Origin of the sequence: Priestia megaterium (assembly GCF_041941685.1) — a bacterium.
Lineage (GTDB): Bacteria > Bacillota > Bacilli > Bacillales > Bacillaceae_H > Priestia > Priestia megaterium_C.
Map to the genome: position 1 here is coordinate 1,466,675 of NZ_CP130958.1, position 13,361 is coordinate 1,480,035.

Annotated in this window: 15 protein-coding genes; 12 read left to right on the forward strand and 3 right to left on the reverse strand. The window is 37.9% G+C overall.

Annotation, left to right across the window (positions count from 1 at the left end):
• Window positions 1–5 precede the first annotated feature (5 nt).
• From Q5794_RS07670 to Q5794_RS07690, 5 genes are all read left to right on the forward strand, one after another.
• Window positions 6–779: a DNA polymerase beta superfamily protein gene (locus Q5794_RS07670; RefSeq protein WP_192997616.1), complete on the forward strand. Its 774-nt coding sequence runs from the start codon at window positions 6–8 to the stop codon at window positions 777–779.
• Complete coding sequence (locus tag Q5794_RS07675; RefSeq protein WP_013056167.1) at window positions 776–1,033, forward strand: DUF2533 family protein; 258 nt, start codon at window positions 776–778, stop codon at window positions 1,031–1,033. The genes Q5794_RS07670 and Q5794_RS07675 overlap by 4 nt, the downstream gene beginning before the upstream one ends.
• A 105-nt stretch (window positions 1,034–1,138) precedes the next feature.
• Window positions 1,139–1,453: a hypothetical protein gene (locus tag Q5794_RS07680; RefSeq protein WP_013056168.1), complete on the forward strand. Its 315-nt coding sequence runs from the start codon at window positions 1,139–1,141 to the stop codon at window positions 1,451–1,453.
• Between the two features lie 130 nt (window positions 1,454–1,583).
• Complete coding sequence (locus Q5794_RS07685; protein WP_374988939.1) at window positions 1,584–2,045, forward strand: divergent PAP2 family protein; 462 nt, start codon at window positions 1,584–1,586, stop codon at window positions 2,043–2,045.
• 61 nt (window positions 2,046–2,106) lie between these two features.
• Window positions 2,107–2,382, forward strand: coding sequence for a DUF6123 family protein (locus tag Q5794_RS07690; protein ID WP_013082383.1), 276 nt, complete (start codon window positions 2,107–2,109; stop codon window positions 2,380–2,382).
• Window positions 2,383–2,388: 6 nt separating this feature from the next.
• Here the strand turns inward: Q5794_RS07690 and Q5794_RS07695 are convergent, their stop codons facing one another.
• Entirely contained in the window at window positions 2,389–2,787 is a 399-nt protein-coding gene (locus Q5794_RS07695) for a reverse transcriptase-like protein (protein ID WP_214985918.1), read from the reverse strand.
• Window positions 2,788–3,006: 219 nt separating this feature from the next.
• On the opposite strand from Q5794_RS07695, the gene Q5794_RS07700 reads away from it, so the two are divergent.
• From Q5794_RS07700 to Q5794_RS07710, 3 genes are read left to right on the forward strand one after another with little or no spacing between them, the layout of a single operon-like run.
• Entirely contained in the window at window positions 3,007–3,660 is a 654-nt protein-coding gene (locus tag Q5794_RS07700; protein ID WP_057241839.1) for a ribonuclease H family protein, read from the forward strand.
• A gap of 29 nt (window positions 3,661–3,689) precedes the next feature.
• On the forward strand, window positions 3,690–3,872 hold the full coding sequence (locus tag Q5794_RS07705; protein ID WP_013056173.1) for a zinc-finger domain-containing protein: 183 nt from the start codon (window positions 3,690–3,692) through the stop codon (window positions 3,870–3,872).
• 56 nt (window positions 3,873–3,928) lie between these two features.
• Window positions 3,929–4,201: a DUF2564 family protein gene (locus Q5794_RS07710; protein ID WP_192997614.1), complete on the forward strand. Its 273-nt coding sequence runs from the start codon at window positions 3,929–3,931 to the stop codon at window positions 4,199–4,201.
• Window positions 4,202–4,260: 59 nt separating this feature from the next.
• Here Q5794_RS07710 and cspD read toward each other — a convergent pair whose 3' ends face one another.
• Window positions 4,261–4,464, reverse strand: a complete 204-nt coding sequence (cspD, locus tag Q5794_RS07715; RefSeq protein WP_013056175.1) for a cold-shock protein CspD — start codon at window positions 4,462–4,464, stop codon at window positions 4,261–4,263.
• Window positions 4,465–4,741: 277 nt separating this feature from the next.
• Here cspD and Q5794_RS07720 point away from each other — a divergent pair, with 277 nt between their 5' ends.
• From Q5794_RS07720 to Q5794_RS07730, 3 genes are all read left to right on the forward strand, one after another.
• The gene (locus Q5794_RS07720; RefSeq protein ID WP_013056176.1) at window positions 4,742–5,029 is read left to right on the forward strand and encodes a hypothetical protein; all 288 of its coding nucleotides are present in this window, start codon (window positions 4,742–4,744) and stop codon (window positions 5,027–5,029) included.
• Window positions 5,030–5,331: 302 nt separating this feature from the next.
• Entirely contained in the window at window positions 5,332–6,573 is a 1,242-nt protein-coding gene (locus Q5794_RS07725; RefSeq protein WP_057241841.1) for an MFS transporter, read from the forward strand.
• A 167-nt stretch (window positions 6,574–6,740) separates the two neighbouring features.
• Window positions 6,741–10,946: a tetratricopeptide repeat protein gene (locus tag Q5794_RS07730; RefSeq protein WP_374988940.1), complete on the forward strand. Its 4,206-nt coding sequence runs from the start codon at window positions 6,741–6,743 to the stop codon at window positions 10,944–10,946.
• A gap of 29 nt (window positions 10,947–10,975) precedes the next feature.
• On the opposite strand, the gene Q5794_RS07735 is transcribed toward Q5794_RS07730, so the two are convergent.
• Complete coding sequence (locus Q5794_RS07735; RefSeq protein WP_057241843.1) at window positions 10,976–12,271, reverse strand: purine/pyrimidine permease; 1,296 nt, start codon at window positions 12,269–12,271, stop codon at window positions 10,976–10,978.
• A gap of 252 nt (window positions 12,272–12,523) precedes the next feature.
• Between Q5794_RS07735 and Q5794_RS07740 the strand changes: the two genes are divergently transcribed.
• Window positions 12,524–13,348 carry a M55 family metallopeptidase gene (locus Q5794_RS07740; protein WP_374988941.1) on the forward strand — a complete coding sequence of 275 codons (825 nt, stop codon included), beginning with the start codon at window positions 12,524–12,526 and terminating at the stop codon, window positions 13,346–13,348.
• The last annotated feature ends 13 nt before the right edge of the window (window positions 13,349–13,361 follow it).

Consider the following 13,361-nt stretch of genomic DNA (forward strand, 5'->3'; position numbering starts at 1 on the left):
TTTTTATGTCTACACACATAAATAAACGTTTACAGGAAATTGAAAAAGAATATAATGTGGAAATTTTGTTTGCATGTGAATCAGGCAGCCGTGCTTACGGACTCGACACGTCAGCAAGTGATTTTGACGTCCGCTTTATATACAAATATAAAGCAGCACGCTATCTTCATCTCAATAGACCTCCAGAGGTCATTGATGTAGCAGAAGGCAATTATGATATGCAAGGATGGGATTTGTACAAAACCATTTATTTGTTTACAAAATCAAACCCTTCGCTTTATGAGTGGCTATGGTCGCCTTTTGTTTATTATCAGAAGCCATCGTTTGCTGAGCCACTTCGGCAAATGATGGCTCAAACATATTCCTTAAAAGCACTGGGGTATCATTATTTTAAAATTTTAACGATAAATAGTAAAAGAAATCTGACATCTTCTGTTACAATAGAGGATATAAAAGTGATGCTCCAACTGATTCGTGCATTTTTATCACTGAAAGTAGTAGTAAAGCAGCGCAGTTTCCCTGTCATTTTATTTGCCGATTTATGTAAGCAGGCAAACCTTGAAAATAGGCAGCAATCCACCATTGAGCAGTTTGTACAGTGCAAGATAAGCGGGAAAGTTGCTTTTAATGAAAAGATGAAAAACTTTTTGGACAGCATTAAGAAAGAAGCTGCAGCGATAGAAAAAAGCTTAAAAGAATTACCGGAAAAGCACATCAGTTATGAGGACATTAACTTATTTTTACTAACTCAGCATAATATAATGGAGGAACGAACATGAGTGTACATAAAGAAATTTCAGCCCATTCTAAAAAACAGCACGAATTAGTACGTACTTTTGCCAGCTTAGAAGCTCGACGCGAGCAAGCTATTGAAGCAGCTGTGCTTTTGTGTAAAGAAGGGAAGCCCTTTTCTGTAGACGGTATTAACGCTGTAACAGCAGAAATTAATGAGCTGTCTCAAAAATATACCATCATTCCAGGCCGTAAAGTAGTGACAGAAGAAATGGTTAAAGAGTACGTAGCAAGAATATAAACGTGCCAAGCTCTGGTGTTTTTACCTTAATTTGAACAGGATATGACGTGCCGCTTGATCCATACTAATAGTGTACCAACGAGGTACAAATAGGAGGAGATAGCGATGGGTCGTCAAAAATTAGGTAATAAAAATGCGCAAGCGAATAACAATGCAAAGCATAATTATAACCAAGAGTTCTCTTCTGAGTTTAAAGCAAATCAGGCTCAAAAAGCAAAGCGTGCAAAAAGTGCAAATGACACTTATGCTGGGGAGTTTGCTTCTGAGTTCAACGTGCAACAAAACCAAAACAATTCTGTTAACAAGAAGTTAGAAGCTAATAAAAGTGCAAATAATCAATATGGCCAAGAATTCGGCTCTTATGCTGAAGTTGAATCTGCCAAAATGAATAATGCTGCACAAAAAAAGCGTAAAAAATAACAGAACTGTTTCCAAAAGCGCCGGGATTAGTCTGCTCTGTCAGCAGATTAGCCCGGCGTTTTTTGTTGGGCAATATTTGCTTGGGTACGAGATGTCAATCCATCGCAAACTATAGATGAGGTGAAGCAATATGAATAAAGGAATTGTCATTGCTCTTTCATCAATCGTTTTAGCCCAAGCCTTAAAAATCCCAATTAAAAAGTATCAAACAGGAAAATGGGATATGCGGATGATTGCTGGGTCCGGTGGAATGCCAAGCTCTCATTCAGCCGGCGTATCTTCTTTAGCGACCTATGTAGCGTTAAAAAGAGGTGTTTCTACGATTGACTTTGCGTTAGCATCTGTTTTTGGAATTATTGTGATGTACGATGCACAAGGAATTCGAAGGCAGACTGGCGAAATTACTATTAAAGTGAATACGTTAGATGAAGAAATTGAAAAGCTTGCGGGTCTTCCAGACGGAGGCTTTCACGATTTGACGGAACAGCGCTTGAAAGAAATGCTTGGGCATCAGCCCGAAGAAGTGATTGGCGGAGCCATTTTAGGAGTAGCACTTGGAGCAATTGGCTATTTTTTAGAAGGGAAATCATAGTCAAATAGCCAAAAGTAAGCTAAGATAAAGAAGAACCTTTGCAAAAGGATGGGACGAAAAAGTGACAAAAACAGCTCAAACCGTTGAAGAGTATCTTCTTTATCTTGAAGAAAAAGGCTTTCATTTAGCAGAAGATGCACGTGGATTTATTTCATTTGGTCAGCAGTATACGCGTGCAGCTGACGAGATGGTCATATTTACAATTGAATGGACACTAAAGGTACAAAAAGAATTTGACGGCAGTTTTTTTGTATCGCTCCTCGAGAATTTGACATCAAATCGTATTAGCAATCAAAAACAAGCCATTCAATATTTAAAGTCATCAGGTATGATTTAAGCAGGATTACATTCCTGCTTCTTTTTGATTAATGGCTTGTCTGGCCAGCTGATCAGCACCTGCATTTTGAGAGCTAGGGATCCACTTTATAAAAAATAACTCAAATTGACTGGACAATTTGAGGGCTTCTTCCAGTAAAGGAGCAAACGCTTTATTTTTAACGTATTCTTGGTTCATTGCGCGGTCTACTAGCTGAGAGTCTGTTCGAAAGGATACGCTCATATACTTTTTTTCTAAACAAATTTTTAATGCATGAAGAAGTGCATGGTACTCTGCTTCATGATTCGTCATTGTCCCAAGAGCAATAGCGTAACGATGATGTTCACCATTTCCTTTAATTAAAATACCAGCTCCAGAAGGACCAGGGTTGCCAGCAGTGGCTCCGTCTATATAAACTTCAATCATCATACAGCCTCCTTGTTAAAACAATATAAGCTTAAACCATGTTTTTTCATCAATAGTATTGTATCATAAGTACTTCAGCTATTTTATATTAGCACGTATAAACGCTAAAATCCGCTTATTAGGTAAGAAAACTGTCATGAAAAGACATAATAGAAGATAAAATACAAAAAAGCAGAAAAAGTGTTGAATTCAAAATTGCTGATGAAAGGAATGCTCGTTATGAATTTCCAAATTGAATGGCATTATAAATCCTCGAAACATAAACAGTTAATTTTCACATCCGATTTCACAGATGCGAATGAGGCGCTAATGATTGTGGGTGATTTAGAAAAAACAGGTCGAACGAAGGAAATTTTTCTACTTGATGAGCAGCAGCAAAAATGGACTGTAAAAGAAGCGAAAAAGCTCTTACAGGAAGTACAGACAGAGCCTCACGATATTGTGGCATATTTTGACGGAGGCTATGAGCATGATACGCTCTTAGCGGGGCTTGGGGTTGTGATTTATTTTAAACAGAACAACAACTCTTACCGAATACGACGCAATTCAAGGCTGCAGGAGATTGAATCAAATAATGAGGCAGAGTATGCTGCTTTTTATTATTTAATACAAGAGCTTGAGGAACTTGGTGTTCATCATATACCGGTAACGTTTAGAGGTGACTCTCAGGTTGTATTAAATCAGCTGGCTGGGGAGTGGCCCTGTTTCGAAGAAGAGTTTAATCGGTACTTAGATCGAATAGAAGATAAAATGCAGGAACTTGGTATCCGACCGATATATGAGCCTATTTCAAGGAAGGAAAATGAAGAGGCTGACCAACTTGCTACTCAAGCACTTCAAGGGATACCAATTGCTAGCAGGAAGCAAGTGTAACACACAGAACGAAATGGAGATGAACGAGAGTGGAACGTAAACAATTATTAGAAGAAGTAACGGAGTTATTGGATTACTACTGTAGTGATTGTTTTGTAAAAAAAACGTTTAATAAAGAAAAAGGCAAAACATACGCCCAGACGTTTTGTATTAAAGAGTGTACCGTAGGAGAAAAAATTAAGCAGTATGGAGATTTGCTGACTAAAAAGTAAGCGTGTATAATTTGCCGGCAGCAGCTTCATTCTATCCATATGGAGGTGTTCTTTCAATGGATAAGTTTTCAAACGAAGAAGTAACAACAGGATATAATGATTTAAAGCAAGTAGAAGTGTCTATTCAATCTGCTCAAAAGATGATTGGGACAGCTACGATGAGTATGAGTCCTCAGCAGCTTGAAGAGGCAACGAATGCGCTTAATGATGCAAAAGCACAGCTTCAATCTGCCAAAGCTCATGGCACAGGAGTAGACGAGCAATTTCTTCAGCAGTGCATGCAGTCTATTCAAACATGTGAACAGCAGCTTATTGAGGCCAAACGCTAGGTATAACAAAAAAGAGACTCGGAAAAGAGTCTCTTTTACTATAAAATAAAAAGATCTATTTATGATAGCTTAGTGACATTAGCGGCTTGCGGGCCTCTATTGCCTTCTACAATTTCAAAAGATACCTCTTGTCCTTCTTCCAAGGATTTATAACCTTCGCTTTGGATGGCAGAAAAATGTACAAATACGTCGCTGCCGCCTTCAACTTCAATAAAGCCATAGCCTTTTTCATTGTTGAACCATTTTACTTTACCATTTTGCATAACTTGAATCCCCCTAGTACTGTGCAGCCTCATGCTGCTGAAACTCGAATTATCATTTCCAATAGAGGTAAATGATTGTTTATATTATATAATAAGGAGAAATAAAATTTCAACATTAAAATTTAACTTTTCTGAAAATTAAATTTTTATTTAACGTGAACGTAGTACAATTATAACTAAAAAAATTTCTTATGAGATGAAAAATAACTGAAAATTTAGTTTATAATAAAAGTATAGTCAGCATAATTTTAAAGCGGTGATAAGGAGTGGGTCGTGTATGTATCGTACACAAGTAAATGGAAAAGAAATCATTTTGTTATTTTCAACGCTCGAAGCAGCAAAGAGCCGCAGCAACCTAGAGAAAGAGCAAATTTATAAGCGAGTATTGCATTTAAATGAGCAGCTGCTAATGTTTCAAAATGGAACAAGCTTCACCATTGGCGATCCGTTAGGATTAATCGTAGCTCAAGTGAAAAAAAGTGATTTGACAACCATATATATCGAACATATCATTGATAAACAGTTTATGTATGATGGAGATGGTCATCGAGGTGAAGTAGTGTAACAAGATGACACCTCTATATGAAGAAGCGTACGGAGATACTCGTACGCTTCTTCATATAGAGAATTAAAAATATGTTATTTTACAAATATTAACAGGGATAAATAACAAAGTTCAATAAATTAAAGAAGAACAGTGAAACCATGAATAGCAATCACCTTTTTAGCTAAAAAATATAGATACACATCATCTTATGTAATGAAATAGTTAAGCTTTAAAATCAATGAACACAAGAGGTTTTATAAAGCTTAAATTGAAAAACGTGTGATTGTGACGTTAATTAGAAGTAAGGTTTGGAGGACGCTATGGAAAGCAGAAAAAAATTGGATTTACTTGCTCTTGCTTCTGTGCCACTTATCATGACCCTCGGAAATTCAATGTTAATTCCGGTATTGCCGGTAATTGAAAAACGTCTACAGATAAGCTCGCTGCAAGTATCCATGATTATCACGGTCTACTCAATTTTCGCTATTTTTTTAATCCCGATTGCCGGTTATTTATCAGATCGATTTGGCCGCAAGAAAATTATTATTCCCAGTTTGCTGCTTGCTGCAGTAGGAGGGGCTTTAACAGGCTGGGCTTCATGGCAAATGGCTAATCCTTTCTGGGTTATTTTAATTGGCCGCGCGATTCAAGGAATAGGTTCAGCAGGAGCTATGCCTGTTGTGATGCCTTGTGTAGGAGATATGTTCAAAGACGAGCAAGAAATTACAAAAGGGCTAGGTTTAATTGAAACAGCTAATACGTTTGGGAAAGTACTAAGCCCAATACTAGGAGCTTTTTTAGCGGCTATGATTTGGTTTCTTCCTTTTTGGTTCATTCCTATTCTTTGCCTTATTTCAATTCTTTTGGTTATCTTTTTAGTAAAAGTTCCTAAAAATGATAGTTCTTCTGAATCTGAACAAAAAAAGAAAAATATTACGCAGTTTTTGAAGGATTTGAAGAAGACGCTCAAAGAAAATATGGGATGGCTCATGGCTATTTTTATTTTAGGCGCCATTATTATGCTTGTATTATTCGGTGTTTTATTTTACCTATCCACCATATTAGAGGAGCGTTATCATATTGTGAATACGAAAAAAGGTTTAGTTATGGCTATTCCTTTGCTAGCGTTATCTATTTCTTCTTTTGTGGCAGGGAAAAAAGTAGGAAACAATAAAATCGTTATGAAATGGGCTGCTTTTTTTGGCTTTTTATTGTTAACATGTTCTTTCATCATTTTATTTTTTAATACGTCTCTTTTTAGTATTTTACTCACTTTAGTGCTTGGTGGAATTGGAATCGGAGCAGCTCTTCCCAGTCTTGATGCGCTTATTACAGAAGGAATTGAAAAGGAAGAGAGAGGAACTGTTACGTCTCTTTACAGTTCGATGCGCTTTGTCGGAGTAGCAGCTGGACCTCCTCTTTATACATTGCTTATGAAGTGGTCGGACATGGCTGTGTTTCAAACGTCTCTAGGGGTTAGTGCGGTAGGTGCCATTTTAGTTTTAAAAGCTATCAAACCAAAACCTGAAGGCGGCGTAAAACTGAAGAAAGCTGAAGTATGATTTTACGGAGCTGTCTTATGATAAAAGACAGCTCTTTGCTATTTAAAGACCCGTCAATATGCTTAAATTTATATTGTGTCTAGAAAAAATCCTTGAAATTTCTTATACTTCAATTTATAGACAGCAGATGCAATAGTTCTTATTTTATTGAATAAGGTGGTTTTGAATTGAGTATAAATTATCAGAAATTAAAAAGCATGGTGGATCATTATCAAATATTTGATCTTGTAGCATATATAACAGAAGAAGTACAAAGCCTTCAACCAAAGAGCCTTGCCGGGATTGTGAAAGAATGGTTAACAAACTTACAAACGGAAGAAGAGCTGTACGAGCTTATCCGCTTTTGTGATGAAGCTTTATTAAATCGTTTAAGCCGAATGTTAACGACATATGGCTATCGTCGATTTGGCTCGATTCGAATGGTGACTCTTTATTGCGATGATCTCCTGCGCGAAGGCAAGATACTCGACGCTGATGATAGACTTTCTTTATTAATTTCTCAGCTGGATACGGAATCAGTTAAAGAGGAACAGCTTGAGAAAATCTATTTTTTAAAGGTAAGAATTCTTTTAGAAATGAAACAAGTGGATGAAGCTTCTAAGTGGATGAAACAAGTAACGTCACATAATCAAAAGGGTATGGCTGACAGATGGGGATATTTTTATTTGCAGCTCAACGACAGAATGAAAGCTGAAGCCTGCTTAAAAGAAGGAACGGCATACAAGGAGAATGGAGATTTTTGCTATGCAATGCTCGCAGACTTATATGCGTATGAAGGGAAGCATAAACAATCGCTTGAAACAATTAACGAGGCTATTGTCCGCTATCCACAGCTTCCGTCTTTATATATGGATAAAGTGATGCGATTAAAAGATTTAAAAGAGTATTCTCTCTTGCTTGAAACGATTGAATTTATCGACTCAAAGTTACCCTATCACGATTATCAAGATTTTTTTACGCTGCTGCGCGCGGACATTTATTTTGAACAGCAGCAGCAATCTCAGCTTACGCATCTGCTCTCGACTAAGCGATGTTTAAAAGATTCACCTTATCAAAAATTAATCGGAAAGCATACAGACGATAAATTGAGTACAATCAAGCTTCCTATTGTACCAATTGTTCAAAAAGATAATTATTGCGTGCCAGCCAGTATGAGTATGATGTTAAGGCTTTTACATACCGAAAAAACACAGGATGAGATTGGAACGCGTATTTACGGAGGCTTAGGATCCAAATTATCAACTGCGGTGAGCTACTTTGAATCTCTTGGCTTTGCAGCGATGTTTTTTACAGGCACAGTTGAACAGTTTAAAGAACTATTAGACAAAGGGCTGCCTATTTTGGTCAGTCTGGAATTTGAACAAGCTTCCCACGTTCAAGTTGTATTTGGCTATGATGATGAACTTGAACTTTTTCATGTACAGGATGCTAATTTTCTAAGTCCAACGTATGTAGAATATAAAAATTTTGATCAGCATTACGCTAATTCGGGGTTTTTATCAATTGTTGCTTCTAAAGCGGTAGCGGATCTCGCTTCACTTTCTAAAGAGCAAGATGTGTTTATTCGTCAGCTGTATGACTTAATCGAACTAGTTGAAGCGGATGAAGAGTCACACATTAATGATCTCGTTTCTTTACTAAAAGCAAATGAGCATGTTCCATTTGCCGCTATTTACAGTATGAAGCATTTGTACAGAAAAGAGCATGAAGCCTATATTCGTACGTGTATTAATCATGTGTTAGAGAAATATAGCAATCATGATTATCTTAAGCTTCACGCCGCATATGCCTTTTTTAAACTTGACGACAGTAAGGGAGCAACTTCCTTGTTACACCACATAGATAACAAAAAACATAGCTCTTTTTATCACTATCTTAAAGGGAGAATTGCGCTGGATGAAGAGAAATATGATGAGGCTGTTGAAGCACTGCGCAGCTCGCTGCAATTAGACGTAGAGCAGCATTTGAACTGGAGCTATTTAGCACTTGCATATATGTACAAAGGAAACCTCGAAAAGGCTTTTGAATGCTCGGCTATTTCCTTAAATATGTATGGCGATGAATCTTATACACAAATCAATCACGGACTTATTTTAATGGAGAAAGAAAGATACGCAGAAGCCAGAAACCTTTTCGACGCGCTATTAAAAGAAAACCCAAAAGATGCGCACAGCTGGTTTGAAAGAGCCCGTTGTGATGAACATTTAAAAAAGTTTCGTAAAGCTTACCGGGGATTTCAAGTAGCTAACCAGCTTTTACCGACTGTTCCTTATCCATATCTTTCGATAGCTGATTTGCTACAATACCAACTAGAAAAAACAGACGAAGCTGAAAGCTATCTCAAAGCAGGCATGAAGCATCTCCCAAGCGACATGACAATTCGAGGAAGACTCGGCGATTTATACGTCGCGAATCAAAGGTACGAAGAAGCTATTGCTCTGTATAAAGAAGGCTTAAAAATAGAAGAAGATGCCCTTATGTATTTGGGCTTATCTTATGCGTATCTAGAAACAGGTGAACATTTAACGGCCGTTGATACGCTCACGCTTATTGCGCAGAAGTTTTCATCGAACAGCGACGTCATGTTGGATGCAGGCAGCATGCTTTTAGATGCAGCAAAACAAAAAGAGCTAGACAACCAAACGATAGAGTTTGGATTTGCTCTTTATGAAGAAGGAATTCATTTTGCTCAAACAGCGCTAGATGAAGTGTTAGAAGCATATACGAGTTATTTAGAAGACACGGCTTTACTGACTCGCGGAATTAAATTTTTAACTGCAGAACATCAAGAGCACCCTAATGAGATTTTGTATATGTGCTATTTAGGCATATTATACGAACAAGCCAAGCAGTTAACAAAAAGTGAGAAACTTTATCATCAAGCGCTTCGTATCAAGCAAGATGCTTTGCCATATTATCGGTTAGGTGAAATATATCAATCAATGAATCGCATCACTGAAGCAAAAGAGGCCTTCCAAAAATGTTTAACTCTTGATAAAACATTTGAAGCTGCTTGTATGAAGCTTGCCGAAATGGCTTGTGAAGAACAAAATCGAACGGCTGAAAGGAATTGCCTGCTTCAATGGATACAGCTGAATCCTATGGAAGTAAATGTTGAGCACGCTGCTTCACTTTGTGAAACAGAGAAAGAGTATGAAGAGCTGTTAGAGGTATTAAAGAGCATAGAGGAAATTGTGCTGCCTCAATGGCTCGCTGACAGCCAGGCTCATGTGTATCGCCTAAAAGGAGATATTTCACAGGCTGAAACGTATCTAGAGAAGGCCCTTGAACTAGATCCACAGAATCCAGCTATTCGCCATCATCAGGCAAAATGGCTCATCATGGAGCAGAGGTATGAAGAAGCTAGAAAAATTCTTACAGAGTTACTTAGTGAGGATCCGGAAGATTACGCTTTATTTCAAACGTTCATATCCAGCTTTCCAAATGGAAAAAAACTGTCTGGGCTTACGATAGATTTAAAAAAGATAAAAATGGAAAAACACAGCAAAAGCATGCTGTTTAAAAACGCAGCCGAGGCTTTAAATGAGTATGCCGATTCGATCGTAGAAGAGCAGCAAGGATCTATCTTCAAACGAAGCTTAGCAAAGTTCAAAGCAAAAGCAAAAACGGTTACGCTGCTTGGCTTAACGATTGAACTGTATGAACTTGCTATAAAAACGGATAGGGATAATAAAGAGGCTGTGCACGCATTTGCCGCTTTTTACGAAGAGAAAGGATTGATTGAAGATAGCATCACCGTACTGAAAAAATCGCTGCATCACAGTTGGGATTTTGATATTGCCTATCATTTAGCCAATATACTTGTGAATATCCATGAAAATGAGCAGGTTGCACATGAAGCATTAAACTTAGTTCAAAAACTTCTTGAACAGCAGCCATATCATATAGATTTGCAGATATACCGAGCATTTATTTTGAGTAACCTTGAAGAGGTAGAAAAATCGGAGGCAGCTTTTCAAGAATTACTTCAACAGGAAATTTATCAGCCTGACATATATGCAGGACTAGCAAAACTGTATAATAAAACGGAACGTTATCATGAAACTGTTCAGCTTCTTCAAAAAGCGATTGAACAGCGTCAAGAGTATGAAGGGATGTATACCGATTTAGGTATTGCGTATCATTTAGAAGGTGAAACGGAAGCAGCAGCTTCGCTTATGATAACCAGAGTAGAAAGTGGAGACGAAGATCTTTTTATTCGCTATAACTTGGCATGCTATCTAGCTATTCTTGGAAAAACTGCTTCTGCTCAGGAAGAGTTGGATTATGTTTTAGCGCACGATGAAACGGGAGGATTTTATGAAATGGCTATGGAAGACGATGAACTAAAAGGATTAACGGTAAGAAGGTAAAAAAAGAAGCTGAGTTTCAGCTTCTTTTTTTATCCCTCTTTTGCACCTTGTCTTTTCAAAGAAATGGATTCGGAAATTTCCAGTACAAGAATGATAATGGTGCCAAGAACTAATCCGTTGCTTAAAAACGTAGTAACTAAAGGAGGCAGCGTTGAAAAAGCTTGAGAAGGCAAAAACATAACCCCTATCCCCGACAGCAACGCAATACCGGCTTTTTTCATCGCTTTTTCGGGCTGTTTGGCATGCTTGAATTCTCCAATTCCAAGAGCCATCATACCTGTAAAAACAGGAAAGATTGCCGCGTATCCGACGGCAGGAGGAAGAGCGGACATAATGGACGTTAAAGGAGTAAAGATACTCAGAAAAAGCAAAAGACACGATGCTACAATAAAAGGAACTCGACTATAAAGATTTGTAGCTGAAATAAATCCACCGGAACCTGAAATAGGCACGGCACCGACACCTGAAAACAATCCTCCAAGCAGCTGACTTATACCCGAAACCATCCCCGAACGCTTAATATTGTCTTTTTCAATTTTTTCTCCTTTGTGTTTATAAACAGACTCAACAACACGAATAGAAGCGAGCATGTTCGTAATTAAAATGAGCGTCACAAAAAAAGCAGTAACAACCATATTCCATTCAACGCGAGGAGCTCCAAATACAAACACTTTAGGTATGTAAAATAACTGCGCCTGAAATTCGATAGGTTTAGCTAACCCTAGCATTGCAAATACTCCCCAGCCTACACCAATACTAATAATAATGCTGAGCTTATTTAATGTCCGGTGCGATAATAAATAAAAAGTCAGCAGCAAAATCGCAGCTGAAGCCAGCGCAATTGGAAGTTTAATAGCTGAATTCGTTTCTGTAATGCCAAACATTCCTTTTAAAAAGGAACCGCTGAGCTGCGTCACTAATAAAATTAAATATGTACCGGTAACTGTCGGGGTAAAGTATTTTGCTAGTTTATCAATGAGACCAAGCAGGCTCATCAAAATAGCAATTATCCCGCTTATAAGGAGGGTGAACTGCAGCACGCGGAGCGTTTCAGAGTGAGAACCAAACAGAACGGTTCCAAGACTAGCATACAGAGAAAAGACGCCCCACCAAACACCAGCTGGCCCTTCCATGATGGGGTATTTATGCCCTATAAACACCTGCAAGAGCCCGGATAAAGCCAAAATAAATAACGTTCGCTGTAAAAATTGAATAGAATCCGCTGCGTTTAAATGAAACTGAGAAGCAATTACAATAGGAACAATCATACTATTAGAAATCATAAATAAAAACCATTGTAGTGAAGCAATGGAAACTCGAAACATTCTTAACACCTCAATTAATGCCGACGAGCGGCTGAATGAACCAACAGGCTGCTCTACTATTTTACCATGGGATTTCCAATTTGTAAGCGATATCTTGTTAAAAGGAGGAGGGGTAAAGTGTCAAAAAATTCAATATATTGTTGTAAAAAGAAGAAAGATAATTTATAATTTTCTTACAATTATAAATTATAAACATAAGAATAATTTATAATGAACTGACTAACAGTCAAGGAAGGAGGAGAAATAAGACAAATGAAACTATATCTGTCGGTTGATATGGAAGGAATTACGGGACTCGTCGATCACACAAATGTTCTGCGACAGAAAGAAAATTATGAGAGAAGCCGCAAAATAATGACGGATGAAGCAAATGCAGTAATTTATGCAGGATTTAGAGAACAGTGCTCAGAAGTTGTGGTAAATGACAGTCATTCGAGTATGAATAATCTCCTTGTTGAACGGCTTCATCCAGAAACTCAGCTTATTTCCGGAAGCGTAAAACCATATTCAATGGTACAGGGATTAGATCAGACTTTTGATGGTGCTATGTTTCTAGGGTATCATGCTAAAGCATCCATGCCTGGTGTCATGTCTCATTCGATGATATTTGGTGCGCGCAATATGTACATAGACGATACGAATATTGGAGAGTTAGGATTCAACGCATACGTCGCAGGCTATTACGGCGTTCCAGTTTTAATGGTAGCCGGTGATGACCAAACGGCGCTGGAAGCACAGCAGCTTATTCCAAACGTGACGACTGCTATCGTCAAACAGGCCATTTCACGTTCTGCAGCCAAAACATTAACCCCTAAGAAAGCAGAACAATTACTTCAAGAAAAAACAGCCGCAGCTATTCAACACAAACACCTTGTTAAACCTTTAATTCCACCTAAACATCCAACCTTACGAATAGAATTTACAAATTACGGTCAAGCAGAGTGGGCGCATTTAATGCCGGGCACAGAAATTGAGCCTGGAACGACGACCGTTCGGTTTCAAGCAAAAGATATTTTAGAAGCTTATCAGGCCATGCTTGTTATGACTGAATTAGCTACGCGCACAACATTCTGTTAGAAGGTGGGATAAA

Coding starts and splice junctions, on each gene's coding strand:
- Q5794_RS07670 (WP_192997616.1), top strand. CDS start 6: ATGTCTACACACATAAATAAACGTTTACAGGAAATTGAAAAAGAATAT.
- Q5794_RS07675 (WP_013056167.1), top strand. CDS start 776: ATGAGTGTACATAAAGAAATTTCAGCCCATTCTAAAAAACAGCACGAA.
- Q5794_RS07680 (WP_013056168.1), top strand. CDS start 1,139: ATGGGTCGTCAAAAATTAGGTAATAAAAATGCGCAAGCGAATAACAAT.
- Q5794_RS07685 (WP_374988939.1), top strand. CDS start 1,584: ATGAATAAAGGAATTGTCATTGCTCTTTCATCAATCGTTTTAGCCCAA.
- Q5794_RS07695 (WP_214985918.1), bottom strand. CDS start 2,787: ATGATTGAAGTTTATATAGACGGAGCCACTGCTGGCAACCCTGGTCCT.
- Q5794_RS07700 (WP_057241839.1), top strand. CDS start 3,007: ATGAATTTCCAAATTGAATGGCATTATAAATCCTCGAAACATAAACAG.
- Q5794_RS07710 (WP_192997614.1), top strand. CDS start 3,929: ATGGATAAGTTTTCAAACGAAGAAGTAACAACAGGATATAATGATTTA.
- cspD (WP_013056175.1), bottom strand. CDS start 4,464: ATGCAAAATGGTAAAGTAAAATGGTTCAACAATGAAAAAGGCTATGGC.
- Q5794_RS07720 (WP_013056176.1), top strand. CDS start 4,742: ATGTATCGTACACAAGTAAATGGAAAAGAAATCATTTTGTTATTTTCA.
- Q5794_RS07725 (WP_057241841.1), top strand. CDS start 5,332: ATGGAAAGCAGAAAAAAATTGGATTTACTTGCTCTTGCTTCTGTGCCA.
- Q5794_RS07735 (WP_057241843.1), bottom strand. CDS start 12,271: ATGTTTCGAGTTTCCATTGCTTCACTACAATGGTTTTTATTTATGATT.
- Q5794_RS07740 (WP_374988941.1), top strand. CDS start 12,524: ATGAAACTATATCTGTCGGTTGATATGGAAGGAATTACGGGACTCGTC.